The organism is Halorubellus sp. JP-L1 (assembly GCF_011440375.1).
GTDB lineage: Archaea > Halobacteriota > Halobacteria > Halobacteriales > Natrialbaceae > Halorubellus.
Genome location: NZ_JAAOIR010000003.1, coordinates 12,192 through 36,476 on the forward strand (window position 1 = coordinate 12,192; position 24,285 = coordinate 36,476).

Consider the following 24,285-nt stretch of genomic DNA (forward strand, 5'->3'; position numbering starts at 1 on the left):
GCCGCCCCGCGAGAGCCAGGACGGCGTAGCGCGACGGTGGACGTCACGCAGGGCGTACTCCACTCGTGATGGAACAAACGACCATTTGACTGAACGATACTGTTGTCTTAACTAAGTGGCTGGACGATCGAGGAGACGTATGGCGCTTTCCCAGACAGTGCTCAGCGGAGTTCCACTCGTACCGCTACAGTTCGGCGGAGACCTCATCTGGCTCGCGATCGTGTTCCTGGTCCTCGCGCTGGTCGCGGGGATCGTCGGAGCCAGCGGCGTCGCGGGGCTGAGTATGGACATCGCCAAGTGGCTCGTCATCATATTCATCGTCCTCGCCGTCCTCACGTTCCTGTTCTGACGCCCGATGGGGGATACCCCCCGTCCCTGCCGCCAGGTCGTGCGACACCGCAGTGGCGAGCATGGCGCTACCCAGAGCCCCGAGACGGATCGAGGAAGTCGACTGGGTGAACTATCTGGTGCGGGGTTGCACTTGCACCGACACCCTCTTAGTTCGAAAGCCGGAACCTAACGCCGTGAACCTGTACCAGCTCCTCGGGCCCGAGGCGAGCGAGTTCGTACGCGAGCTCGTCCCCGCGTGGCTGCTACCCCTCCTCGCCGTCGTCACGGAACTGGGCAATCCCGGGCTACTGATGGCGGTGTTCGTCCTCGACTACTGGTTCGGCGACCACCGGCGCGGAGCGCACGCGTTCGGGATCGCCGTCGCCGGGTTCGCGCTCATCACCGCGCTCAAGTACTACTTCCTCGCGCCGCGCCCGCCGTCGGAGGTCGCCTTCGTCGCGACGGGCGGCTACAGCTTCCCGAGCGGGCACGCAACGTCCGCCGCGATCGGGTACGGGATCCTCGCCTACGACGGCGAGATCGGCGAGGCCTGGCAGCGGTACGGGCTCGCGGGCGCGCTCGTCGCTATCGTCGCGTTCTCGCGGGTCGCCCTCGGCGTGCACTTCGTCCGCGACGTCGTCGCCGGCGTCGCCGTCGGTCTCGCGTTCGTCGCGCTCGCGGTCGCCGCCACGAAGCACGACCCCCTCCGCGCGTTCGTCGCCGCGGTCGCCGTCGCGGTGGCGGCCGTCGTCGTCAGCGGCGCCAGTCAGGACGGCGTCGTCACGGTCGGCCTCGCCGTCGGCGCCGTCGTCTCCTGGCCGGTGCTCCGTCCCATCCCAGAGATAGCGCGCCGCCGGAACCGCGCCGTCCTCGGCGTCCTCGTCCTCCCGCTCGTCCTCGGTGTCGGCTACCTGTCGACGCTCGAAGCCACCGGCTCCCTGCTCGCGTTCGGCCTGAGCGCCCTGCTCGGCGCCACCATCCTCGCCATCCCAGAAGCAGCGAGTTTCTACGAGATGCGACGCCGCGACGGCATCGAGTCGGGCGACGCGAGTGCGTGACCGCACCGTCGTCCCCGCCACTTCGGCGGTGTCGACCGCTGGAGCGACGGGCGAAGATCAGTTCCCGTCGTCGCTCCCGCCATCGTCACCGTCGTTCCCGTCGAGATCTGAGCACTCCGAGGGCACGTAGCCCGCCGGGAGCTCCTCGACGAACGACGTCTCGGTGCCGTCGATGGAGATGACGATCGTCGGCGCGAGCGTCCCGCCGAACACCTCGCGCTGGCGGTCCTCGGAGAAGTCGCCGACGTCCTTCAGCGTCTTCTCGCCCAAGTCGTGGTAGTTGTAGTAGCTGAGCAGCGCGACCTTGTCCTCGTCATCGTAGGGGACCGGAATCCACGAGTACGCCTGGAACGGTGCCTCCGAGGGGTTGGCGAGAACGAGCCCGGTCCCGTTCAGCGGCTCGTAGTCGCCGTGGATGGAGTCCGCGACCCAGCCGTAGAGGCCGTCGGGACCGTCGATGCCGGGCGCGAACGTGAACTTGTGGCTGATAGCGAACAGGTAGTACCTGTTGTTCATCTTCACGATGTTCCCGCGCTCGAGCTGCTGATTCACGCAGGTCGCGTCGAGGAGCGGCGGCGCGAGTTCCCAGTCGGTCATGCTGCCGTCCTTCGAGACGGCGATGGCGATGTTCCCGTTGTACTGCGCGCCCTCTGCGGCGACGCCGCTGAGGTAGTCGCCCTGGTCGAGATTCTGAGTCTCGCACGGCGTGTTCTCGGGGTCGACGGGCGTGTTCGCCTCCCACACGAGATACTTACAGCCGGTGTCCTCGTCCATGAAGAACCACGGGTCCCGGAACGCGTACACGATGCCGTCGCCCGCCTGGTCCATCGTCTGATAGTACTCGCCGTCCGCAGTGAGCAGTATCTCGTGGTCCCAGCGCCGCTCGAAGTCGATCCCGCTATCGCTCGCGACGACCTTCGCGCCGTGTGCGAGCGCGATGCGTTGCTCGTACGTGATACCGCCCTCGACGGGTGGGTACGTGTCTTCGACGTTCTCCTGGTCGCCGACGGCGGTGTAGTAGAAGTACACCTCCCGGGTCTCGGAGTCGACGACGGCCGAGCTGGCCCACTGACGGTTGCCGAGTGCCCGGTTCGGCTCGAATATCGGCCCGCCGAGCTGCCAGTCCTGGCCGTCGCGAGAGTAGAAGTATCGGATCTCGGCGACGTCGTGGCGCTTCCCGGGGAGCAGGGCGTCCGGCGACGTCAGTGCGAAGATGACGTTCCAGCCGTCGATGCACGCGACGGAGCCGTCCATCTCGCGGAGCGGCCAGTAGTCCCACACCCAGAGGTTCGGGGCGATGTCCGTGAGTTCCTCGATGACGGGTGCGGTGTTGTCTTCGGTGAGTTCGATCTGCCGGGCGTCGGAGATCTCCCAGGTCGCGGTCGGGTCATCCCCGAACGGTTCGAAGCAGTGCTCTGCGTTGGCTCCGGTCGAGGCCGCGCCGAGCCCCGACCCGACGAGCGCGCTCGCGCCTACTGCGGTGGTTCCTGCGAGGACGTGGCGGCGAGAGAACCCGCCCGTCCATGATTCGGTTCGTCGGTCGTCGCTGGCGTCTCTGTCGGTCATGGTGTGTTCGAGCCCTCGCTGGGTACGTTGATAGGAGGCGACGGGGAGGGATACCGACCGGGCCTGCAGTGGAAACTCAGCCGACGGTTACCTGGAGAAACGGGGGGTTTGTCCGAGAGGGCCCTGCGGCCGGCACCCTCGTGGTCGTCTCGGAGTCGGGACAGCTAGCGGTCCGACTCGTGGGTGGCGAGCGTGTACGCGTCGAACGCGGTCAGCTCCGCGGTGCCGCCGTCGGCGAACGCGCTGACGCCGGTGCTCTCGAGGGCGGGGAAGACGAGGTTCGTATTGACGTGGCGGCCGTCGTTCGCGAACACCTCGACGGAGCTGTTGTCGACGAACACGCGGAGCTGGATGCTGCCGTCCGCGCGGCGCGGGAGCGGCCCGGTCGCGACGTCGTAGTGGCCGGGTGCGAACAGGGCGCCGGAGCGCCCTCGGTCGACTATGAGCTCCTCGTTCGGGACGTCGTACTCGATACGGGTCTCCTGGTCGGTCGAGGCGCGAACCGCGAGGCCGACGCTGTCGGAGGTCCCCGGGTCGACGGTCGCGAGTAGCTCCAGCGTTCGCCCGTGGACGCCGGCGTCGCCGACCGGGTCCGCGTCGGGCGCGACGGGTTGCTCGCGGAGCGAGGCGACGCGGCTGTCGCGGAGCGAGGCGACCGCGTCGGTCGGGTGCTGGCGGAGGTCTACGCCGTCGGCGGTCTCGTAGAGCGTCAGTCGCCGCGGGAGCGACTGTGCGCCCTGCCAGCCGTTGCCCGGTACCGAGAGCGCGTACGCCCAGTTGTTCATCCACGCAAGCTGGAGGCCCGGGCCTTCGGGGGCGTTCGCCCAGGACTGCGCGCCGTAGTAATCGAACCCGTGGTCTGCGCGGAACGCCTCCTCGACGATGAACCGCTCCCCGTCGAACCGGCCGACGTGGTGCTCGACGTGGTTCCACTCGACGGACACCGTCATCACCCATCGCGTCTCGTCGCTGCCCACGACCGGGAGCTCGTAGAGGCTCGGGCACTCCCAGGCCGCCCCATCCGACGAGTACGTGCTCACGTACGTCCAGTCGACGAGGTCGTCCGACTCGTAGATCTCGATGCCGCGCGGACGGTCCGCCGTCGGGTTGACGCGAGCGACGACGAGCCGCCAAGAGCCATCGGGCTCGTACCAGAGCGGGTTCGGATCGCGGAAATCGCTCGCCTCGCTCGGGATGATGGGATTGGCCTCGTGACGGACGAGGTCGTCGCCGCCGTTCGCGCTGTACGCGAGCCGCTGGTCCTCGACGCCGTCGTCGTGGTGGCCCGTGAACATCGCGACGAGCGCGTTCTCTCCGAACCCACAGCGGTCCTCGACGTCGACGACCGCCCCGCCCGAGTACGCCTGGAAGCCGTCGTCGGGGACCTTCGTCCCCTCGTGGGTCCAGGTGAGTAGGTCCTCGCTCGTCGCGTGGTCCCATCGCCGTCGGTCCTTGCCGGCCTGGTAGAACAGGTGGTAGCGGCCGTCGACGTACGCCATCCCATTCGGGTCGTTCATCCAACCCTCCGAGGGTGCGGCGTGATACGCCGGCGCGAACGGCTTGCTCGCGTCAGGTTCGGACGGGTCGGCGTCCGCGGTAACGCGATCAGCCATGCTAGCACCCCCAAGGAGTGCGGCGACGCCCGCCCCCAGCGTCGCGAGGTAGTTGCGACGACCTGACCGTCCAGTTCCGTTCGACCTACGTTCCGCGAGGTTGTCTGACGTCATTGGTAAATCCGGCGCAACGCTCCCACCACGACAGACTACGGCCATACCGGCCAACAGCGGGCCGATTAACAACGAATTTCCACCAGTAGCGACACGCTGCGACGTCGACTGGGCTAGCAAGCGGATGGTTGTAACTCCTTCGGTTGTCCCCACCCGTGACCGCTTAGAACCGCCAGACTGGCCGACGGCAGACTCCCGTCGACGAACTTGGAACATCGACCGTTATTATGCACCTATCTGCGACCGCCTCTAGCCACACGCAAACGAACTGGAACGAAACTGACTGTAGCTACACGAACAGATAGGTGAGCATCAGGAAGGGACCGTCGACGAGTCGCTAGCTCGACTCCTGAACGGTGCCGGAAGCGCTCGATTCCTCGCTCGTCGTGAGATCCGGGTACTCGAACGCGCCGACGCTGTCGACGACGAGCGTCGGCGACAGCTCGTGGGTCTCGACGTCGACGCGCGAGGCGTCCCCGGAGAGCACGCAGATGGACTCGCAGCCGACGTTCGCCGCCATCTGGACGTCCGTGTCGAGGCGGTCGCCGACGACGGCGACGTCCGCGGGATCCAGGTCGTGCTCGTCCATGACGGGCGCGAGCATCTCCGCGTTCGGCTTTCCGAACACGCGCGAGGGCTCGCGGTCGGTCGCCGCGGCGACGAGCGCACCGATCGACCCGCAGTCCGGGACGAGTCCGTCCGCGGTCGGACAGACCATATCGGGGTGCGCGAGCAGGAACTCCGCGCCGTCGCGGACGGCGAGCGTCGCCTCGCGAACCTTCTCGTAGGAGAGCTCGGTGTCGAACGCGACGACGACCGCCTCCGGGTCCGACGCGGTCGGGTCGACGCCGGCTTCCGAGAGCGCTGTCCGCATCGCCGCCGTCCCGACCGCGTACGCGTCCTCGGTCCCGTTCTCGGTGAGGTACTCGATGACGCCGTCGGTCGACAGGACGACCTGGTCGGGCGTCGCGGGCACCCCGAGACGGGAGAGCTTCTCCGCGTAGTCGGTCTTCCAGCCCGAGGAGTTGTTCGAGAGGAAGTAGACGTCCGTCCCGCTCGCACGGAGCGCGCCGACGACGTCGGCGGCGCCGTCGACGAGTTCGTCGTCGAGGTAGAGCGTGCCGTCGAGGTCGAAGAACACGGCCTCCTTCGACCGGAGGTCCTCGAAGTCGGAGAACGTCCAGTCCGCCGCGAGGAGGTCGTCGTGGTCGTCGACCTCCACCCAGTTCGCGCCGTCGACGTCCACCGGCCGAACGTCGTGTCGTCCGGACTGGAGGACGCCGTCGATCGCGACCTCCGTCCAGCAGTCGTACGCTTCGTCGACCTCGATGCGTCGGACGATCTCGTCGAAGAGCGTCGCGGAGAACGCCGCCGAGAACCGGTAGCAGTCGATCGAGGTGGCGGCGGCCCGAGACTCCGGGACGTCCTTCGAGATGTGGTCGACGCGGCCGTCGTCGTCGACGGTTACCTTCATCGCTTCCTCGTCGTACGTCGACGCGTCGCACGCGATCGCGCTGTCGGCGTCGGACTCGACGAGGCGCTCGAGCGCGCGCGGTTCGAAGACGACGTCACCGTTCGCGAGCACGAACGGTTCGCCGGCGACGGCGTCCCGGGCCTCGTAGAGCGAGTACATGTTGTTCGTGTTCGCGAACACCTCGCACTCCCTGACGGAGACGGAGATGTCGTCGCGACCGTCGGCGAAGTCTCGACAGCACGCCGCGACCTGGTCGGAGAGGTAGCCCGTCAGGACGTGGACCTCGTCGACGGGTGAGGCCGCGAACGCGCGGAGCTGGTGGACGACGATAGGGTCGTCCCCGACTGTCACGCAGGCCTTGTGCCGCTCGAGCGTGAGCGGTTTCAGTCGTGATCCAATACCGGCAGCGAGGATAACGCCGTGCAAGGTGCTGGTCACTTTGCCGAAGAGACGGGCGAGCGGTGTATGCGGTTGGCTTGCGCACGACGGGTTCGCGCCGGTAAGGACAATGGAATCGGAAGACGGGGCGGCTATGTACTTGTTATAGTTCGATGCGTCCCTCGAGAGCAAGTCGGTGTCGGCGAGGCCGCCAGATTCGCCTCACTGAAGCGGTCGGACTAATGTGGTGTGTTTGCAAGCACCACGACTATCGACGTCTCGGTCGAGGAATCGAGTGCCGTGTTCTACCACGACCAAGAACTCCAGTACCCAGTGGAAGTCGACGAACCGGACCCGGTGTTCGCGAAGATGTTGCAGGAAGCCATCGGTGGCGTCGAGGGCGAGATGCGCGTCTGCCTCCAGTACATGTTCCAGGCGTTCGGCGTCCCCGACGAGCACGAGGAGTACCGTCGCCTGCTCTACGAGACCGCGACCGAGGAGATCGGGCACATCGAGATGCTCGCGACCGCGGTCGCGAAGAACCTCGAGGGCGCGCCGCTCCAGCTCCGCCGGAACATGCAGGACGACCAGGCCGTGAACGCGGCGATGAACGGGATGATGCCCCGGCAGATCCTCTCCTCCGGACTGAACGCGATGCCCGTGGACGCGAACGGGGCGCCGTTCAACGCGAGCTACATCGTCGCGAGCGGGAACCTCGCGGCGGACATGTACGCGAACGTGATGGCGGAGTCGACGGGCCGCCTCCTCGCGACGCGCCTCTGGGAGATGACCGACGACCCAGGGATGAAGGACATGCTCGCGTACCTCGTCGCCCGCGACACCATGCACCAGAACCAGTGGCTGGAAGCGATGCAATCACTCGGCGACCCCGAGGACCCCCAGGACCATCTCCCCGTGCCAGATAGCTTCCCGGACGCGGAGGAGCTACAGGAGTACAACTACGCGTTCCTGTCGACGATGCGCGAGCGCGCCGACTACGAGGCGCCATGGACCGAGGGCGAGTCGTTCGACGGGGAGGGCGAGTACTCGCTCATGCACGAGGACGACCTCGAGGGCATGATTCCGAACGTCGCCAAGTCCGACCCGAAGACCCACAACGAGGTGACGGGGAAGGACGAGGACGACTGACCGTATAACGGAAGCTTACCACCGGCGGGCGCGGGAGTCGGCGGCGGCACTACTGACTACCGCAAGCGATCCTGGCGGTCGGCGGCGGCACTACTGACTACCGCAGGCGGTCCTGGCGGTCGGCGGCGGCGACGACGCGGTAGGTGCGTTCGGCGTGGTCGCCGTCGGGGTGCTCGAAGAGACGGTCGCGGACGGCGGCGCGCTCGGCCTGCCAGTCGTCCGCGGGCGAGTCTTCGTCGTCGAGAACGTCCGCGAGCGCGTCCAGTAGCGCGTCGAACTCCTCGGCGACGGGCCCGGGGGTGACGGCGTCGTAGTCGACGTAGAACCCGCGCGTTCGCTCGTATCGCTCCCGGTCGTAGGGGTAGAAGACGATGGGGCGGTCGACGCGGAGGAAGTCGAACGCGACCGACGAGTAGTCCGTCAGGAGGACGTCCGCGCGGCGAAGGAGGGGATAGACGTCGTTGTCCGGCGGGATCTCGACGATCCGGGAACCGGTCGCGTCGAGGTCGACCGATTCCTTGGGATGTGGCTTGACGGCGAGGGTGGCGTCTCGCTCGGCGAGGAACGCCTCGAGCGCGTCGAGGTCGAGGTGGTGGTCGAACCCCTGTCCGTCGGTCCCGCGGTACGTCGGCAGGTAGAACAGGAGCGCGCCGTCTTCGGCGGCGCGGTCGAGTCGGGTTGTGACGCGGCCGTCGACGCCGACCATCTCGCCGGGGATCGAGCGTCGGAGGGCATCGGTGCGCGGGTAGCCGGCGAGGGCGTGCGCGTCGCGGTCGATGCGGAGGCCGGACGCGAAGACGTCGGCGAGGTCGCTCGCGGTGAGGACGAATTGGGAGACCTGCCGCTGGAGGTGCCCAAGGCAGAGCCGGATCGCGAGCGGGAAGTCGGGGAGTTCGGCGTCCCACCCGATGCGCTTGATGGGGATGCCGTGCCAGAGCTGGACGATGCGCGCGCCGCCGACCGCGGCGACGTTCACGTCCCGGAAGTCCTCGGTGAGGACGACGACGCCTGCGCGCAGCGCGACGAGGACGCCCCGCGGCGAGTGTACGTGGTGGGCGTCGTAGCCGGCGTCCCGGAGGTCGGTGACGACGTCGCGGTCGCGGGTCAGCCAGACCGCGCGGACCTCGGGGTGGTGTTCGACGGCGTGGAGGTAGAGGTACTTCGCGTTGTCCACGAACGCGCTCCCGCCGCGTGCGCCGAACGCCCACACGGACGGGTCGCGGCCGTACCACGCCGAGAGCCGCGCGACGAGCGCGAACAGCGCGGTCGCGAGCACGTACCGCAGCTGCTTCCAGCGCCCGAACGACTCCGGCGACGGCCCCGCGTCGGTCGTCGTGCCAGTTCCGTCGGCGGAACCGTCGCGCCGCTCGGCGGGGTCGCCGTCGTCTTCGAGGCGGTCGTCGAATTCGGCCGTTTCGCCGGCACGGACGTCGGCGCTGGGGTCGGCGGCGGTTCCAGCGTCTTCAGAGGACGGCATGGAGTTTCTCGCGACTGATCTCGAGGTAGTCGAAGTCGAACGTGTACACCTCCAGGGAGAGCGTGCCGTCCCAGTCGTCGTCGAGTGGGGCGAGGGCGGTGGCGAAGTCCGTGGTGCCCGATCCCGTCGGGACGTGCTCGTCGGCGGCCTCGCGGGCGTCGTTGACGTGCACGTGCGAGACGCGGTCGCGGTGCGCGTCGAGGTACTCGGCCATGGCCTGAGCGTCGTAGCCGTCCACGCGAGCGTGGCCGGTGTCGAACGTCATCGAGACCTCGGTCCCCTCGAGCAGCGGGTCGAACGAGGACAGGAGGAAGTAGCCGCCGGGGAGGTTCTCCGCGCAGAGTTCGACGCCGTGGTCGGCGGCGACCGCGTCGAGGTCGGCGATCGCGTCCACGATCCGCGGGACGACGACGTCGCGGTTCCACTCCGGTGGCGTGGCGCGCGAACTCGGGTGGACGACGGCCTTCGCCGCGTCCATGTCCGCGGCGACGCGGAGGCACGCCTCGAGTTCCGCGATGGCGGCGTCGCGAACGCCGTCGCGTGGCGTGCCGAGGTCGAGGTCGACGAACGGGAGGTGGACGAGGACGTCGAGATCGTGGTCGTCGGCGCGCGCCGCGACTTCCTGCGGGTCGAGCGCGCGGCGGTTCGTCGCGCCGTCCATGTACACCTCGACGAAGTCGAAGTCCGCGGCGCCACCGCGAGCGATCCAGTTCTCGAGCGTCGCGTCGCCACTGTGCGTTTGACTGACGAAGCCGGTTCGGGCGGCGGTCATGCCCGACGCTTCGACGCGGAGCCGGAAAGGCGTGCGCCCGGCGAGCGCGAGCGACGGACGGACCGGGAGCACGAGCCACGGACGGACCGGGAACGCAAGCCACGGGCGGACCGGGAACGCGAGCGGCACCGGCGGGAGCACGACCGCCCACGGCGCACCCTCGCCGTGCTTGCGACGGGAAGGGCAACTGTCACGTCCTGACGCACCCAGCTTCCAGACGTGACGCTCACGACCAGCGAGGAGGCCGACGAACGCCAGCTCGAACTCGCCCAGAAGGCGGGCGACGCGTATCAGGAGGCACTGACGTACATGATCGAGGAGGTCGCCGAGACCGGCGACACGCGAGAAGTGAAGGATTACCTCGTCGGATTCGCCCAGGAGGAGGCCGAGGGCATGTACGCGTCCACCGGGGACGGCGACCTGGAGTGGGAGGAGCCGGACGACGAGAACTGTCACGTCGAGGTCGCGGTCTGCGACGGCGACGACGGCCGGTTCCTGCCCGAGCTCGACGTCTCGGTCGCAGTCCTCGACGGCGACGAGGCTGTCGCCGAGTTCGAACCCCAGTTCCTCTGGCATCCGGGCCTCCACCACTACGGAGATAACGTGAAGATACCGGGAGACGGCGCGTACTCGATCCGCGTCGACGTCGAACCGCCAGGGTTCGAGCGACACGACGAGGAGAACGGCGACCGCTACCGGGATGCCGTCCAGGTGACGTTCGACGACGTCCAGCTCACGACCGGGCAGTCCTGAGATGGTACGCGGCGGTCTGACCACGCCAGCACGCCCGTGGCCGGCAGTTCGACGGCTTCGAGACCGCGGGCCGCGACGTCGTCGACTGGTCTTTATCCCGTCATCGGTCGACTACCAATCGCTCGCATCCAGTCAGTACGCGTCCGCTAATGAACAGGAAAACGGGAGCGTAAGCACAGTATCGGACCCCGCAACGGTTATTGATGCGGGGTTCCCCGCTTCTGGTATGGTCGTGCTTATCGCTGGAACTGGAACGCCACGGAACCGATACCGAATCGGGGGGCTGCGTCGATGACCGACGTCCGCGTCGGCGTAATCGGGCTGGGACTGATGGGCCGCGTGCACGCCGGGAACGCCGAGGACGTCGGTGCGACCGTGGTCGCTGGCGCGGACGTCTCCGCGGATCCGCGCGCGGAGTTCGTTGAGGAGTTCGACGTCCCCACCTACGACTCGCACGACGCGATGCTCGAGGCGGAGTCCCTCGACGCGGTCGTCATCACGACCCCGAACCGGTTCCACGAGGAGACGGCAGTGGCCGCGCTCGAGGACGACTGCTACGTGTTCGTCGAGAAGCCGCTCGCGCACACCCTCGAGAGCGCCGCTCGGATCGCGGACGCCTCCCGCGGCTCGGAGGGCTACTGCATGGTCGGCTTCCACAACCGGTTCGCGCCAGCGTCGCGGGCGACGCGCGCCTACCGCGACCAGGGACGGTTCGGGGAGATCGAGCACATCGAGGCCACGTACGTTCGACGCCGCGGCATCCCCGCACCCGGGTCGTGGTTCACGAACCGCGAGCTCGCGGGCGGCGGGTCGCTCATCGACGTCGGCGTCCACGTCATCGACCTCGCGATGGACGTCCTCGACTTCCCGGAGGTCGTCGAGGTGTCGGGCATCACGCGGTCGACGTTCGGGGCGCGCGAGGACTACGCGGACCCCGACGGGTTCGCTTCGTCCTGGGACGCCGCCGAGAACGGGTTCGACGTGGACGACTCCGTGACGGCGTTCATCCGGTTCGCGTCCGGGCAGACCGTCTCGCTCGAGGTCGCGTGGGCGACGAACCGGACGCCGGGGAACGAACTCATCGTCCGCGGCACCGAGGCAGGCGCGCAGCTCGAACTCGAGGGCGAGGTCGTCGAGCTGTTCGAGACGGGGAACATCGGCATCGACCACCACGTCACGAGCACGATCGACGCGCGCGGCGGCCCGGACGGGCACGTCGAGGAGATGCGGCACTTCGTCGACGCCGCCGCCGCGGGCGAGCCGGTGACGATGAACACGGCCGATGAGGGCCTCGAAGTCCAGCGGATCGTCGACGGCATCTATCGGTCGAGCGAGACCGGCCGCGCCGTCAGGTTCGACGAGTAGTCCGGCGGACGCCCCGTCGAAGGACGATTCCATCCTGCAACTCGTCGCTTCCGGGAGTACGTCACCTCGACGGCGCCTATCGTCCGAGGTCCACCGCGTCGCCGGCCGAATCGGGGGCCGCGCTGGGAGCCCCGCTCACTTGGTCGGCGAGAGGAACGGCGTGATGGCGGCGGTACGGCGGGCGACGGTGGCGATGCGGAGGACGTGCGTGATGAGGAGTGCGAGCGGGACCAGCGTCACCGCGACCGACACGGGGATGTAGACCGCGTGAATCGCTGGCGGGAGGAGCGTGACCCGGTAGCCGGCGTAGACCATGAGCGCGAGTGCGACGACGACCGCGAGCAGACCCGTCGACAGCATCAGTCGGGAGACGTTAGCGAGTTCCTGCGTGATATACACGGTCTTGAAGTACTGACGGGCGACGTCGAGCTGTTCGAGTTCGTCCTCGAGCGAGTCCACGTGCTCGACGAGGTCGCCCGGCATCGCACCTTCGTTCGCTCGGACGACCCAGCGTGCGTGGTTGATGTGCGTCGAGAAGTCGGCGTCCAGTATCGTCGTGAGCGCGGAGAACACGCCGGTGCCGGAGGTCTGGAGTGCGTCGAAGGTGTCGTCGAGTTCGGGCTCGAGGTCCGCGACGAGGTCGGCGACGTCCTCGCGGACGGCCTCGTCGTCGATCGAGGGGTAGACGTCGGCGATTGCGGCGACGTCCTCGCGCGTCTGCGACACGAGGAGCTGGAGGAAGTCAGCAGGGGCTTCCGGGGCGACGGGTCGGTCGAGCCCGGACTCGACGTCCGCGCGGAACGACTCGGCGGCGTCCATCTCGGTCTCGAGGTCACCCGGCGACCGGAGTTCGCGGGAGAGCACGAGCTGGTTGATGGAGACGACGATGGTGATGAGGGTCACGTTCCCACCCGCGAGCGTGCTGAAGAGGTAGTAGAGGGCGGTGGTCTCCTGGTCGACGGTCACGACGTTCCCGAGTTCGAGCGCGAGCAGCGGGGCCGAGGCGACGACGAGGAGGACGGCGGCGAACGCGTACCTGTTCGCGTCAACGAGGACGTATTTCAGGACGCGTTCGTACCGGTCCACGAGCCGCTTCCGGGTGGTGGAGCGGTCGTCGTCGTCTCGCGTCGCCATACCGGAGCGACGGGATGGAGGAGGGAAAGCGTCGACCCCGACTTGTGCAACCCGCGGCCGCGGAGCGATCTCGCGACGGGACCGCGGGCGCTCAGACGAGGAGCAGGAGGCCGGCGTAGAGCGCGTTCCCGAGCGCGAACGCCACGAACTTGCTCTCGCGACTCTCCGGGAGTTCCTCCTTGATCGTGTTGAGGACGACGCCGCCGGCGAGGAACGCGAACAGGACGTCGAGCGCGCCGCGGTCGATCGTGGTCAGTGCGCCGGCGAGCGCGCCGCCGAGGACGGCGGCGGCGAGCACCCAGCGGCCGCGGTCGCGGTAGGCGTCCCTGTAGTGGTGGCGGAGCGCGTAGTCGTTCACGAGGAAGTGCAGCGTCATCGCGACGGCGAAGAGCACGAGCGGAATCGTTCCCGCTTCCTCGCGGTGGAAGAGCAGGTACCCGACGAGGGCGTTGTAGCCCGCGAACGACGCGAGGTGGATGCGGTAGACGCCGCGGGACGGCTCCTCGCCCACCTCGTCGTCCCGCGACTCGGCGACGAAGCGCTCGAGACCGTAGAACGTGACGAACCCGAGGAGCGCGACGACGTGCACGGACCGTTCGAGGACCAACGGGTGCCCGAGTGGCGTCTCGTCGAACCCCTCGGTCCGTGCCAGTTCGGGGAGGAGGTGGACGAAGACGTACGCGACGGAGACCCCGCCGCCGAACGAGAGGATGCGGCTCCGAGGGGCGGCGTCGACGAGTCGGATGCGCGTTCCGTAGAGGTGGACGAGCGCCAGAGCGACCGCTGCGCTCGCGGCGACCAGTTCGTTCCCGCTACCGGCCCCGCCGGTCCTGGACCCGAGTGCCGTCGCGATCAGGGGCGCATCCACGGGCGCAAGCTCGGACGTGAGCAGGGGCGCGAACGGGGCCTCGGGGAGCATCGACGACGACGCTCCCTCAGTCGAACGACGGCAGGACCTCGTCGGCGTAGAACTCGAGGAAGTCCGCCTGATCGTCGCCGATCTGATGGAGGTAGACGTGGTCGTAGCCGGCGTCGAGGTACGACTGGATGGACTCGACGAACGCGTCCGCGTCCGGACCACAGGGCAGCGAGCCGGCGGCGTCCTCCTCGGTGACGAGTTCGGCCGCCTGCTCGAAGACGCTCGGCGTCGGGAGCTCCTGGCCGAGTTCGCCCGGGAGGCCGCCGTTCGGCCACTGCTCGTGGACGGTCCGCCGACCCTCCTGCTCCGTCTCGGCGTAGCAGACAGCGGCCTGCCCGATCATGGGAGCGTCGACGTGGTCGGTGTCGGCCTGGTCGCGGTCCGCGTACGCGTCCGCGAACGCGGCGGCGAGTTCGTCGTCCGGTGCGGTGGTCACGAGTCCGTCACCGATCTCGCCCGCGACCGACGCGGAGTCGGTGCCACCGGCGGCGACGGCGACGTCCGGCGGTGCCTCCGGGGTCGTGTAGAGCTTCGCGTTCTCGACCGTGTAGTGCTCGCCGTGGTGGTCGACGACCTCGCCCGTCCACAGCTCGCGGAGGACGTCGACGGCCTCGCGGAGCATCGACTGGCGTTCCTCGTACGTCGGCCAGCGGTCGCCGAGCACGTGCTCGTTGAGGCGTTCGCCCGTGCCGACCCCGAACGTGAACCGGCCGTCGAACATGACGGCGGTCGTCGCGGCCGCCTGCGCGAGTATCGCCGGATGGATGCGGATCGTCGGACACGTCACGCCGGTACCGACGCGAAGCGAGTCCGTCTCGCGAGCGATACCGGCGAGCACGCTCCAGACGAACGGCGACTCGCCCTGCGCCTCGATCCACGGATGGTAGTGGTCCGAGACCATCGCGAAGTCCAGGCCGACGTCCTCGGCCTTCGTGGCGTAGTCGACGAGCGCGTCCGGTTCGTGCTCCTCGCTGGAGAGAGCAATCCCGAACTCAGGCACGGACACCACCCGCCCGGTGGACGGTCGACGGGAGCGCTGTGTTCGCCGGCGGCCACGTCGGTTTCGCGGGCGGTACGACCGCGGTCGGGTCGGAGACGGGATCTGGAGTGGCTCTCGAGTGCATGGTGACGTGCGTCGCGTGCCAAAGGCTCGCGCGACTCACCCGGGATTGGACTGCTCGCGGGTTGAATCTACTGCGCGCAGTAGCCCGGTCCCCCGGCCGAGACGCGACCGAACGGCTGTACCAGTCCGTTACCCGTCCGTCAAAGGCAGATGGCTTTTGCGCCGAGAGGTATGGCAACCGGTATGTTCAGCCGCTGGGACGTACGGCCCGAACAAGTCGCGTGGGTCGCCGTGGGTCTCGTGGTCCTCGTCGTCGTCTCGTTCGTCGTCTACAAGAGCATCGGCGGGATCGTCCTCGGGCTGTTCCTCTACTACGGCACGCGTCCCGTCTACGAGCACGTCCACGAGCGTGTCGGGCGGCGTCGAGTGAGTGCCGCCATCGCGCTGGCGACGGTCGGCCTCCCGATGATCATCGTCCTCGGGTACGCCGCCCTCACGGCCTACCAGGAGGCCGCCACGCTATTGAATTCGCCCGTCGCGAGCGACATCCGGCAGGCCATCCGGCCGTTCGTCAGCGTGCAGTCGTTCGCGAGCCGCGAGACGTGGACCCAGCTGCTCCAGGGGAACACGGCCCTCGTCCGCAGGTACTCGAGCACGCTGTTCGCGTGGGGCATCCGCCTGTTCATCATGGTCACCGTCGCGTACTACCTCCTCCGCGACGGCCACGCGATCGGCGAGTGGGTGCGCGACTCGTTCGACGACTTCGTCGCCGTCGACTTCCTGGAGGGCGTCGACGACGACCTCGACACCATCTACACGGGGAACCTCCTCACGATCGGTATCACGGGCGTCATCGCCGCTGCGACGTTCTACCTGTTCGCGACCTTCGCGCCCGGGGACTCAGTCATCCAGTACCCCATCCTCCTCGGGATGCTCGTCGGCGTCGGGACGCTCATCCCCGTCCTCGGGATGGTCGCCGTCTACGTGCCATTCGCTGGTATCCTCTTCCTCCGCGCGTACGTCTGGAACCTCTTCCCGGTCTGGGTGCCGGTCGCGTTCCTCGCCATCACGTTCGTCGTCGTGGACACCATTCCGGACCTCCTCCTCAGGTCGTACGTCTCCAAGGGCGGCATCAACATGGGACTGATGATCCTCGCGTACGCCCTCGGCGCGGAGGCGTTCGGCTGGTGGGGCGTGTTCTTCGGCCCCATCGTGCTCGTCGTCTTCCTGCACTTCGCGCAGCGAGTGCTCCCGTCGCTCGCCCACGGCATCTCCGTTCACATCCCCGGCGAGTAGCCGACGAGCGCGTGAACTTCGCGGAGGACGGGATACGACCCCGCGAGCACCGGTTCCACGACCGCAGCCATTCGCTCCGGTGGCGACTGCAAGTGGCCTCCCTATCGGTCACGAACGCCAACGTGGCGTATGGCATACCAAACGACCGTCGGCTGGTCGCTCGTCTCGTCGGGTCTCGTCACGCTCCTCCTCGCCGCGATCCCGGGAGACTCCGTCTGGTACGGAATCGTCCTCCTCGTCCTCGGTCTCGCGGTGCTCGTCGTCCGGCACGACGTGATATAGCGTCACTGCGGCGAGCGAGCGAACGTCGGGGAGAACGAGCGGACCGCAGGAGCGTCGACGCGACGCCCCGCGACGAACCCGTCAGCCCGCCACGATCGCGGTCGCCCCGCCGACGGTGTGATGCATCGCGGCGTTCGGTTCCTCCGGACGGTTCGTGAGCGTGACCTCGATCGTCTGGCGTTCGCCGTCCCGGATCACGGTCAGCTGGACGGTGTCGCCGGGGTCGGTCTGCGCGACGAGGTAGCCGATGAGGTCGCCCGCCCCCTGGACGGGTTCGCCCTCGATGGCGACGATGACGTCGCCGTCGACCGGGACCTGCATCCCGCTGACGACCTCGGTGCCGGACGCGGACTGGAGCGACTCCGCGCCGGGCGTTCCCTCGATTCCGTCGGTGACTATGACGCCCTGCGTCGAGTTCAGGTCGTTCGCTTGCGCGACCGCCGGGGTCACGGGCGCGACGCGGACGCCGAGGTACCCGTACTGGGCGGATCCGTTCGCGATCAGTTCGCCGGCGATCTGATCGACGACGCTCGCGGGAATCGCGAACCCGATGTTCTCGGCACCGCCGGCGGTGTTCACGCCGAGGACCGAGCCGGTCGCGCAGTCCACGAGCGGCCCGCCGGAGTTACCCGGGTTGATCGCGGCGTCGGTCTGGATCGCGTTCGGAACGGTCGTCCCGCGCTGCGTGGGTAGCTGGCGGCCGACGCCGCTGACGATCCCGCTCGTGATCGTGCTCTGGAGACCGAACGGGCTTCCCATCGCCGCGACCTTCTGGCCGGGCGTGACGGCCCCGTCGTACGTCTCCAGGGCCGTGGCGTACGACGGCGCATCGTTCACGCGGATGACAGCGAGGTCCGTGATCGCGGCGGTCCCGACGACCGTACCGGTCCGGTTCTCGCCCTGGTTGAACCGGATCTGGGTCGTCGCGGACTCGCCGACGACGTGCTGGTTCGTGACGACGTAGCTCGTGCCGTTGTCGGTGCGTTCGTAGACGAATCCGGAGCCCTGGCCCTCGTTGGCCTGCACCAACACGACGGAGCCGATGGTCTCGTTGTAGAGACTCGTGTACTCGCACGTCCCGTTCTGCTGGACGGCCGACGCGTCAGCGGCCGCATTCGACTGGTCGGTAGTCGCTTCAGCAGCCGCATTCGACGCACCCTGTGCGTCCGCGGTGGCATCGGTCACCCCGTCGTCCGCGGTGCCGGTCGCGCCCGGTGGCCCGATCGTCGCCACGGCGAGTCCGCCGCTGGCTGTCAGGACGAGTAATGCTACTGCGACGACTACCGGACTGGCAAATCGAGACGCCATACGTGCGCTAGCGCCAAGCGGTAGAAAAATGGAGTCGGTCGTTGACCTGCCGTAGCAACGCGTTATCCGGGTAGTGGGCGACATTCGTCCGATGGGTCGGCAGTAATATCGAGTTGACCGCTCGCAGTCAGCACTCGCGGCCCAGTGTCGTGCAACGACCAATTGAGGAGGGACCAGTGGACGAGCGACCAGGGGACGAGGGACCAGAAGCGTCGCGGGGTGAGGCGGGAAGTGGCTCCTGGAAGAGGGACAGGGAGCGTCTCGGGGAGGACTGCTTGGAGGGAAGTGTCGGGCTCGATGCCCGGAACGACGGCCGTCCCAGTCGACGCGTTACTCCTGACCGCGGATGCGGACCTCCGACCGCGTGATCTCGTCGATGCGGTCCGCGTCGAGCGGATAGCTCTCTTCGTCCTTGTCGCCCCAATCGAGTTTCGCGCGAATCTTGTCCGTCAGCGACGGGTGCGGGTCGACGTAGAGCGTCCCCGCCGTCACCTCGGAGACGATCCCGACCTCGTCGCCGGACTGGTCGACGACGGTCTTGCCCTGGTCCGACTCGTCGATCGTGAACGAGGACGCCCTCTCCTCGCCGGCCATTCCGGCGTCGTCGGTGGCGGTTCCGACGCTCCCGCCGGCGGTCGTCCCGCTTCGGTCGTACGCGTCGACGTCCATCTCGCCGACGTCGTACTCGTCGGCGGTCGCCATCTCGACGTCGATCGTCTTCACCTCGCCGTCGTGGACGGAGCGCGTCTCCGCCGCGTCGATCGTCCCGGAGAACTCGCGGTCGAGTGTCATCTCCTCCTCGACGGTCTTCCGTTCCACGAACTCAGTGATGATCGCGTCGTCGTCCGTGTACTCGCTCCGGAACGCCTCCTCGTCGATCGTGTCCACGTCGTGCTTGGACGAGTCGAGTATCCCACTGTCGAGGACGGTGCGCTCGACGTCACCCAGTTCGATCCGGGATTCGATCGTGTCCGACTTGACGTCCGTGCTCTCCTCGACGCTCCGGTCCACGACGCGACTCTCTATCGCGGCCTGCTCGACGACCTCCTTCGTGACCGCCCACACCTCGTCGGCCTCGACCGTCACCGCGAAGTCCTCTTCCGTCGAGTGCCCGACGTCGAACATGCCGGCGTCGTGCATCGTCCGGTGGTCGGCGAGCCCCTCCACGTTGCAGTCGCCGAGCTCGCGAGACACCAGTTCCGCGTCCATGATGGTCTCGCTCACGGTCGACCGGTCGATGAGTTCGCTCTCGATGTCGGCGTGCTCGACGATCGTCTCCTCGACGACGGTCGTCTCCGTGACTTCCGTCGTCACGGTCTCGCCCTCCATGATGCTCGACGTGAGTTCGTCGCGCTCCATCGAGCTCTGGTGGACGGCGTCGTCCTGGTCGAGCACCTGGAAGGACCGGTCTCGGCCGTCGCCGTGTGCCACGACCACTCGGTCGTCGCGCTCCATGTCGTCGAAGAACGCGTCCCAGTCGACGCGCTCGTGGTCGCTCCCGTGCTCCGAGCGCGGGAGGAGTGCGAGGTCGGTCCTGTCGCCGCGTCGGTGCCGGACCGGTTCGGCGTCGGTCTCGTCCGCCCACTCGCGGATGGTCGAACGGTCCGCCGTGATGTGGCTCTCCTTGCGCGTATCGTTGTCTGTCATCGGTCTGCCTCGACCTTCTCCCGCAGCGGGCATGTGGCTGGTCCCTGCATTGTCATCGCTCGCTGGCGAAACCGCTTCCCTCGGTGCGGCCGGGCAGCCGGGCAGACGGGCAGCCGGACGGCCGGTCGGAGGGGCGGACGCATTACGACCCAGCCCGCGGGCACGCACCGGCCGCCACGGGATTCGGTGACTGGACGGGGAGAGAAGTCGTATTGCCGGCAGGTCATTCTTAACCCCACGCGTCCAAGCAACGAGCATGAGCGACGACGCGAGCGCCGGCGACGATCACGCGAACGCCGACGTCAACATCGGAGAGACCGTCTACACCGAAGAAGGGGAACCAGTCGGGGAGATCCGCGGCATCAAGGAGGACGGCCTGTTCGTCTCAACGCTCGAGGGCTACGAGCAGTTGAGCGTCGAGCACGTCCGGTCCGGGCAGGGGTTCGGGGAGGCAGAGTTGATGTGGCGCTGCATGGAGTGCGGAGAGATGGGCCAAATCGAGGACGGTCTCCCGGACGAGTGCCCGAACTGCGGCGTCGAACGCGAGCAGCTGATGTACTGGACGGAGGACTGAAACGGTCGGATCGAATGCGCCGAGCGACCCGCCCTCAGTCCGGGGCGGGGTCGTAGCCGTCGCCGACGGCGACGGCGAGGGCGCTCGGCCGGACGTCGAAGTGCGCCTGCTCGACGGACTCGATCTCGCCGTCGAGACTGCAGTTCGTCGCGCCGTCGCGGACCGCGACGTCGAAGCTGGTCGCCTGGAGTTCGCGGACGTGGTCGGTGTCCCAGTTGAGCAGGCGTTGCTCGATGGCTTCCGTGATCGCGTCGTGTGCCGGCATCGACTCGACGACGGTCACGTCGAGCCGGCCGTCCTCGGCGTTCGCCTGGCCTCCGTCCTTCGCGAACCCTCGGACGTTCCCGACGAGGACGGCGATCGCGTCGCCCGACCACGTCTCCTCGCCAGTCGGCTCGTGCGCGTCGATGGAGACGGAGAGGGCGTCGAACGCGAGCCCCTCGCGGACGCCGGCGACGAGGAACGCGAGCGGGCCGTACGTCTTCTTGAGGTCGTGGGTCGCGGCGGCGCTCGCGTCCGCGGGGAGACCGAGGACGGCCGAGAGCACGAACGGTTCGTCGTTCGCGACGCCGAGGTCGAGGCGTCGGCGCTCGCCGTCGACCGCGACCTCGAACCCGGCTTCCATCGAGTCGATCCCGAGGTCGCCGGCGAGGAAGTTCTCGGTGCCCGCCGGAACGACGCAGACGGTCACGTCCTCGAGTCCGCCGCACTCGTCCAGGCCGACGACGACCTCGTGGAGGGTGCCGTCGCCGCCGCAGACGGCGAGCGTGTCCACGCCGTCGTCGACGGCTGCCTGCGCCAGTTCGGTGGCGTGACCGCGATGGTCGGTCTCCACGACCGAAAATCCGTACTCGTCGGCGCGGCGTCGCGCGTCCGCGACGTGCTCGCCGCGGCCGCTCGTCGGGTTGAGGACGAGCCTGCGCGAGGACGTACTCGACTCCGCGGATCGATCCGGGCGCTCCATGCACGCGGGTTCGACGCGAAGCCGCAAATACGCCCGGTCGGCAGGTGCCCGCGCTCGCGTCGACGACCCGGCGGTTGCTTGCGAATGGTGGCCGAACGACTATTCCTCGATGCGAGGTACAGGAGTCATGGCTTCCGTGAAGCGACGACTCGTCCCGGCCATCGTCGTGGTCGTCCTCGTCGTGCTCGCCATCGTCCTCCGGCCGGCCGTCGTCGTCGACGCGTTCAGTGCAGTCCTCGACAGTCCGTGGTTCCCGGTCGTCCTGCTGGCCGCGTACCTCGGCCGGTCGCTCGTTGCCTGGCCCATCACGCCCCTGGCCGCACTCGTCGGGTTCAAGTACGGACTGGTAGTGGGCGTCCCGGTCGCGCTCGCCGGCGCCGCCATCAGCACGTTCGTCCCGTACGCGGCCGTGCGGTACTTCGACTTCGACGGCGGCGTGCTCGGGTGGGCGGCCGACGAGAGCGACTCGTTCTTCCACGCGACCGGCGACCTCCGGGGGATGGTCGCGGCACGCGTCGCGCCCGTCCCGGCGGAGGCGACGTCGCTCGCCGCCGGCGCCGCGCACGTCAAGCCGACGACGTTCTTGGCCGGGACCGTCCTCGGAGAGCTCCCCTGGGCGGTCGCGGCCGTCCTCATCGGGCACTCGATGCACCGGCTCGCGCTCTCGGAGGTCGAGTACAGCCCCTGGCTGCTCGCGGGGACCGCCGCCGCGGCCCTCCTCCTGCTCACCGGGCCGACGTTCAAGTTCGTGCGCGGCCGGCAGAACGCGAGCTGAATCGGCAATCGGCGAGAGCGGATCCGTATAGCTGCGCGAGCGAACCCGCTCAGCCGACCGTCGCTACGTGTAGTGCTCTTCGGAGACGAACAAGTAGAGGGCGGAGACGACGAAGGCAGCGGTGGTACCGAGGACGAGCGAGGGGAACGGCTCGTCGGGGAGGGTGGTCAGGAGGTCGATCGCGACGCTGCTCCCGAGAACGACCGCGGCGAGGAGGTAGAGGACTGGCTGCCAGTAGCGGGTGAAGTAGACGCCGAGCCAGACGACGAGGAATACCGCGAGGACGAGGGGTTCTCCCTCCATAGTACGGAACCAGGCGCCGACGTGGAGCACGGCGAGGACGCCGGCAAACGCGGCCGCGACCCAGTTCAATGCCTTCGGTCGCTGGTTCCGCCAGCGAACCTCGTCCCTGACCATGCGTCCCGTAGCGAGGACGCGGTAATACGAGGGTGGCTTGTGTGTGACGGGGTGGGTTGCGGTCCGTCGCGTCGACGGCGCCCAAGCGCGCCGCCGTCGATCCGCGTGGGTCGGTGGCACTGGGCACGCGACCGCCGGCCGCGGACTTTTGAGACCGCGAGTGGACGTCACGACGTACCTCGGGATACACGCATGTCTGGACTCACCGACGACGCCGACGAGAGCACGGACGAATCGACGTCGATCTGGCTCGCGACGACCGACGAATCCGACTACGACGAACTCGAGGGCGGCGTGCACGCCGACACGGTCGTCGTCGGCGGCGGCATCGTCGGACTGACGACCGCGTTCCACCTCGACGCCGCCGGTCAGTCAGTCGTCGTCCTGGAGCGCGACCGGATCGTGACGGGCGTCACTGGCCACACGACAGCGAAGCTCACGTCGCTCCACGGCCGCATCTACGACCATCTCGTCGACGAGTTCGGCGAGACTACGGCTCGACGGTACGCGACGGCGAACGAGCGCGCGATCGACGAAGTCGAATCGATAGCCGACGCGCACGAGGTGGACTGCGACTTCGAGCGCACGCCGGCGTACACGTACACCGAGTCGAGCGACGAGGTCGCATCGCTGCGGGCGGAGGCGGACGCGGCGTCGCGAGCGGGCCTGTCGGCGTCGTTCGTGGAGTCGACGCCGCTGCCGTACGACGTCGAAGCCGCGGTCCGCGTCGACGACCAGGCGCAGTTCCACCCGCGGAAGTACCTGCTCGCGCTCGCCGACGCCGTCGATGACGACTCCAAGGGCAACGGTGACCGAGACGGCGTTCGTGACCGCGATGTCGACGGTGACCGTGACGGAGGCGACGACGGCGGAGGAGACGGCAGGAGTCGGATCTTCGAGCACTCGCGCGTCGTCGACGTCGACCCCGGTAGTTCCCGCGAGCCGTGCCGCGTGACGACCGACCGCGGGCAGGTCGCGGCCGACGACGTCGTCGTCGCGACGAACTTCCCCGTCTACGACCATGCGTTCTACTACGCCCGCCTCTCCCCCAAGCGGTCGTACGTGCTCGCCGTCGAACTCGCCGACGACCCGCCGGAGGGGACGTACTACGACCCGTCGGAGCCGTACTTCTCGGTGCGGTCGCGGCCGGCGGGCGAGAGGCGGCTCGCGCTCGTCGGCGGCCAGAACCACCGCACCGGCCACGGCGGGAGCACGGCCGAGCGGTACCGCAAGCTGGAGGCGCGTGCTCGCGAGAAGTTCGACGTCGAGTCCGTCGTGCATCGGTGGTCGACCCAGGACTTCGTCTCCGTCGACGGCGTGCCGTTCGTCGGGAAGCACTCCCCGCGCAGCGACCGCGTGTGGGTCGCCACGGGCTTCGGCGGCTGGGGGATGACGAACGGGACCGCGGCCGGCCGACTGCTCGCGGACCGCATCCTCGGCCGCGAGAACGAGTGGAGTTCGGTGTTCGAGCCGACGCGGTTCAACTTCGGCGCTTCGAAGCGCGACCTCGTGGCGCACAACAGGCACGCGATGTCGCACTTCCTCGGCGACCACCTCCAGCATCCGCGTCCGGCCGCGGTCCGCGACGTCGACCGGGGCGACGCCGACGTCCTCGAGGTCGACGGCGAGTCCGTCGGCGTCTACCACGACCACGACGGCGAGTTCCACGTCGTCTCGGCGGTCTGCCCCCACATGGGGTGTCGCGTCGAGTGGAACGACGGCGAGCGCACCTGGGACTGCCCGTGTCACGGCTCGCGGTTCGACCACGACGGGACCGTCCTCCACGCGCCAGCGGTCGACGACCTCGACCGCTACGATCCCGGCAAACTCTCCAGCAACGACCCGTGAGCCACCGAG

At 68.4% G+C, this 24,285-nt stretch carries 22 protein-coding genes; 10 read left to right on the forward strand and 12 right to left on the reverse strand.

Annotation, left to right across the window (positions count from 1 at the left end; genetic code table 11):
* Positions 1-139: 139 nt before the first annotated feature.
* A complete protein-coding gene (locus G9C85_RS13850; protein WP_166041029.1) occupies positions 140-349 on the forward strand; it encodes a DUF1328 domain-containing protein in 210 nt (69 codons plus the stop codon).
* Positions 350-524: 175 nt separating this feature from the next.
* On the forward strand, positions 525-1,388 hold the full coding sequence (locus tag G9C85_RS13855; RefSeq protein WP_166041032.1) for a phosphatase PAP2 family protein: 864 nt from the start codon (positions 525-527) through the stop codon (positions 1,386-1,388).
* Between the two features lie 57 nt (positions 1,389-1,445).
* On the opposite strand, the gene G9C85_RS13860 is transcribed toward G9C85_RS13855, so the two are convergent.
* The 3 genes from G9C85_RS13860 to G9C85_RS13870 form a co-directional block, all read right to left on the reverse strand.
* The gene (locus G9C85_RS13860; RefSeq protein ID WP_166041034.1) at positions 1,446-2,954 is read right to left on the reverse strand and encodes a glycoside hydrolase family 68 protein; all 1,509 of its coding nucleotides are present in this window, start codon (positions 2,952-2,954) and stop codon (positions 1,446-1,448) included.
* Positions 2,955-3,118: 164 nt separating this feature from the next.
* On the reverse strand, positions 3,119-4,567 hold the full coding sequence (locus G9C85_RS13865; RefSeq protein WP_166041035.1) for a glycoside hydrolase family 32 protein: 1,449 nt from the start codon (positions 4,565-4,567) through the stop codon (positions 3,119-3,121).
* Between the two features lie 451 nt (positions 4,568-5,018).
* A complete protein-coding gene (locus tag G9C85_RS13870; RefSeq protein ID WP_369680824.1) occupies positions 5,019-6,593 on the reverse strand; it encodes an HAD-IIA family hydrolase in 1,575 nt (524 codons plus the stop codon).
* 240 nt (positions 6,594-6,833) lie between these two features.
* On the opposite strand from G9C85_RS13870, the gene G9C85_RS13875 reads away from it, so the two are divergent.
* Positions 6,834-7,682, forward strand: coding sequence for a manganese catalase family protein (locus tag G9C85_RS13875; protein WP_166041622.1), 849 nt, complete (start codon positions 6,834-6,836; stop codon positions 7,680-7,682).
* Positions 7,683-7,779: 97 nt separating this feature from the next.
* On the opposite strand, the gene G9C85_RS13880 is transcribed toward G9C85_RS13875, so the two are convergent.
* Entirely contained in the window at positions 7,780-9,159 is a 1,380-nt protein-coding gene (locus tag G9C85_RS13880) for a CDP-glycerol glycerophosphotransferase family protein (RefSeq protein WP_166041037.1), read from the reverse strand.
* Positions 9,146-9,931 (reverse strand): sugar phosphate isomerase/epimerase, encoded by a 786-nt coding sequence (locus tag G9C85_RS13885; protein WP_166041039.1) that lies wholly within the window; start codon positions 9,929-9,931, stop codon positions 9,146-9,148. The genes G9C85_RS13880 and G9C85_RS13885 overlap by 14 nt, the downstream gene beginning before the upstream one ends.
* 219 nt (positions 9,932-10,150) lie before the next feature.
* On the opposite strand from G9C85_RS13885, the gene G9C85_RS13890 reads away from it, so the two are divergent.
* Both G9C85_RS13890 and G9C85_RS13895 read left to right on the forward strand, forming a co-directional pair.
* A complete protein-coding gene (locus G9C85_RS13890) occupies positions 10,151-10,684 on the forward strand; it encodes an iron transporter (protein ID WP_166041042.1) in 534 nt (177 codons plus the stop codon).
* A gap of 291 nt (positions 10,685-10,975) precedes the next feature.
* Positions 10,976-12,049, forward strand: a complete 1,074-nt coding sequence (locus G9C85_RS13895) for a Gfo/Idh/MocA family protein (protein WP_166041044.1) — start codon at positions 10,976-10,978, stop codon at positions 12,047-12,049.
* Positions 12,050-12,184: 135 nt separating this feature from the next.
* On the opposite strand, the gene G9C85_RS13900 is transcribed toward G9C85_RS13895, so the two are convergent.
* From G9C85_RS13900 to G9C85_RS13910, 3 genes are all read right to left on the reverse strand, one after another.
* On the reverse strand, positions 12,185-13,183 hold the full coding sequence (locus G9C85_RS13900) for a hypothetical protein (protein ID WP_166041046.1): 999 nt from the start codon (positions 13,181-13,183) through the stop codon (positions 12,185-12,187).
* 91 nt (positions 13,184-13,274) lie between these two features.
* Positions 13,275-14,102 (reverse strand): ZIP family metal transporter, encoded by an 828-nt coding sequence (locus G9C85_RS13905; RefSeq protein ID WP_240148903.1) that lies wholly within the window; start codon positions 14,100-14,102, stop codon positions 13,275-13,277.
* 16 nt (positions 14,103-14,118) lie between these two features.
* A complete protein-coding gene (locus G9C85_RS13910) occupies positions 14,119-15,102 on the reverse strand; it encodes a TIGR03557 family F420-dependent LLM class oxidoreductase (protein ID WP_166041048.1) in 984 nt (327 codons plus the stop codon).
* Between the two features lie 306 nt (positions 15,103-15,408).
* On the opposite strand from G9C85_RS13910, the gene G9C85_RS13915 reads away from it, so the two are divergent.
* Entirely contained in the window at positions 15,409-16,461 is a 1,053-nt protein-coding gene (locus G9C85_RS13915) for an AI-2E family transporter (protein ID WP_166041050.1), read from the forward strand.
* 129 nt (positions 16,462-16,590) lie between these two features.
* Complete coding sequence (locus G9C85_RS13920) at positions 16,591-16,743, forward strand: hypothetical protein (RefSeq protein WP_166041052.1); 153 nt, start codon at positions 16,591-16,593, stop codon at positions 16,741-16,743.
* Between the two features lie 81 nt (positions 16,744-16,824).
* On the opposite strand, the gene G9C85_RS13925 is transcribed toward G9C85_RS13920, so the two are convergent.
* Together G9C85_RS13925 and G9C85_RS18970 are read right to left on the reverse strand one after the other, a co-directional pair.
* Positions 16,825-18,051 carry a S1C family serine protease gene (locus tag G9C85_RS13925; protein WP_166041054.1) on the reverse strand — a complete coding sequence of 409 codons (1,227 nt, stop codon included), beginning with the start codon at positions 18,049-18,051 and terminating at the stop codon, positions 16,825-16,827.
* Positions 18,052-18,381: 330 nt separating this feature from the next.
* Complete coding sequence (locus G9C85_RS18970; protein WP_166041056.1) at positions 18,382-19,698, reverse strand: hypothetical protein; 1,317 nt, start codon at positions 19,696-19,698, stop codon at positions 18,382-18,384.
* A gap of 256 nt (positions 19,699-19,954) precedes the next feature.
* On the opposite strand from G9C85_RS18970, the gene G9C85_RS13935 reads away from it, so the two are divergent.
* Entirely contained in the window at positions 19,955-20,272 is a 318-nt protein-coding gene (locus G9C85_RS13935) for a hypothetical protein (protein ID WP_166041058.1), read from the forward strand.
* Between the two features lie 34 nt (positions 20,273-20,306).
* Here the strand turns inward: G9C85_RS13935 and G9C85_RS13940 are convergent, their stop codons facing one another.
* Entirely contained in the window at positions 20,307-21,236 is a 930-nt protein-coding gene (locus G9C85_RS13940; RefSeq protein ID WP_166041060.1) for a diacylglycerol kinase family protein, read from the reverse strand.
* Between the two features lie 127 nt (positions 21,237-21,363).
* On the opposite strand from G9C85_RS13940, the gene G9C85_RS13945 reads away from it, so the two are divergent.
* Entirely contained in the window at positions 21,364-22,011 is a 648-nt protein-coding gene (locus G9C85_RS13945) for a TVP38/TMEM64 family protein (protein WP_166041062.1), read from the forward strand.
* Between the two features lie 63 nt (positions 22,012-22,074).
* On the opposite strand, the gene G9C85_RS13950 is transcribed toward G9C85_RS13945, so the two are convergent.
* Positions 22,075-22,428 carry a hypothetical protein gene (locus G9C85_RS13950; protein WP_166041064.1) on the reverse strand — a complete coding sequence of 118 codons (354 nt, stop codon included), beginning with the start codon at positions 22,426-22,428 and terminating at the stop codon, positions 22,075-22,077.
* Between the two features lie 192 nt (positions 22,429-22,620).
* On the opposite strand from G9C85_RS13950, the gene G9C85_RS13955 reads away from it, so the two are divergent.
* Positions 22,621-24,276, forward strand: coding sequence for an FAD-dependent oxidoreductase (locus G9C85_RS13955; RefSeq protein ID WP_166041066.1), 1,656 nt, complete (start codon positions 22,621-22,623; stop codon positions 24,274-24,276).
* Positions 24,277-24,285 lie beyond the last annotated feature (9 nt).

What these genes read in the sequence shown, in the direction of transcription:
- G9C85_RS13850 (WP_166041029.1), top strand. Translation starts at nt 140, where the DNA reads ATGGCGCTTTCCCAGACAGTGCTCAGCGGAGTTCCACTCGTACCGCTA.
- G9C85_RS13860 (WP_166041034.1), bottom strand. Translation starts at nt 2,954, where the DNA reads ATGACCGACAGAGACGCCAGCGACGACCGACGAACCGAATCATGGACG.
- G9C85_RS13865 (WP_166041035.1), bottom strand. Translation starts at nt 4,567, where the DNA reads ATGGCTGATCGCGTTACCGCGGACGCCGACCCGTCCGAACCTGACGCG.
- G9C85_RS13880 (WP_166041037.1), bottom strand. Translation starts at nt 9,159, where the DNA reads ATGCCGTCCTCTGAAGACGCTGGAACCGCCGCCGACCCCAGCGCCGAC.
- G9C85_RS13885 (WP_166041039.1), bottom strand. Translation starts at nt 9,931, where the DNA reads ATGACCGCCGCCCGAACCGGCTTCGTCAGTCAAACGCACAGTGGCGAC.
- G9C85_RS13895 (WP_166041044.1), top strand. Translation starts at nt 10,976, where the DNA reads ATGACCGACGTCCGCGTCGGCGTAATCGGGCTGGGACTGATGGGCCGC.
- G9C85_RS13900 (WP_166041046.1), bottom strand. Translation starts at nt 13,183, where the DNA reads ATGGCGACGCGAGACGACGACGACCGCTCCACCACCCGGAAGCGGCTC.
- G9C85_RS13905 (WP_240148903.1), bottom strand. Translation starts at nt 14,102, where the DNA reads ATGCTCCCCGAGGCCCCGTTCGCGCCCCTGCTCACGTCCGAGCTTGCG.
- G9C85_RS13915 (WP_166041050.1), top strand. Translation starts at nt 15,409, where the DNA reads ATGTTCAGCCGCTGGGACGTACGGCCCGAACAAGTCGCGTGGGTCGCC.
- G9C85_RS13920 (WP_166041052.1), top strand. Translation starts at nt 16,591, where the DNA reads ATGGCATACCAAACGACCGTCGGCTGGTCGCTCGTCTCGTCGGGTCTC.
- G9C85_RS13925 (WP_166041054.1), bottom strand. Translation starts at nt 18,051, where the DNA reads ATGGCGTCTCGATTTGCCAGTCCGGTAGTCGTCGCAGTAGCATTACTC.
- G9C85_RS18970 (WP_166041056.1), bottom strand. Translation starts at nt 19,698, where the DNA reads ATGACAGACAACGATACGCGCAAGGAGAGCCACATCACGGCGGACCGT.
- G9C85_RS13935 (WP_166041058.1), top strand. Translation starts at nt 19,955, where the DNA reads ATGAGCGACGACGCGAGCGCCGGCGACGATCACGCGAACGCCGACGTC.
- G9C85_RS13940 (WP_166041060.1), bottom strand. Translation starts at nt 21,236, where the DNA reads ATGGAGCGCCCGGATCGATCCGCGGAGTCGAGTACGTCCTCGCGCAGG.
- G9C85_RS13945 (WP_166041062.1), top strand. Translation starts at nt 21,364, where the DNA reads ATGGCTTCCGTGAAGCGACGACTCGTCCCGGCCATCGTCGTGGTCGTC.
- G9C85_RS13950 (WP_166041064.1), bottom strand. Translation starts at nt 22,428, where the DNA reads ATGGTCAGGGACGAGGTTCGCTGGCGGAACCAGCGACCGAAGGCATTG.
- G9C85_RS13955 (WP_166041066.1), top strand. Translation starts at nt 22,621, where the DNA reads ATGTCTGGACTCACCGACGACGCCGACGAGAGCACGGACGAATCGACG.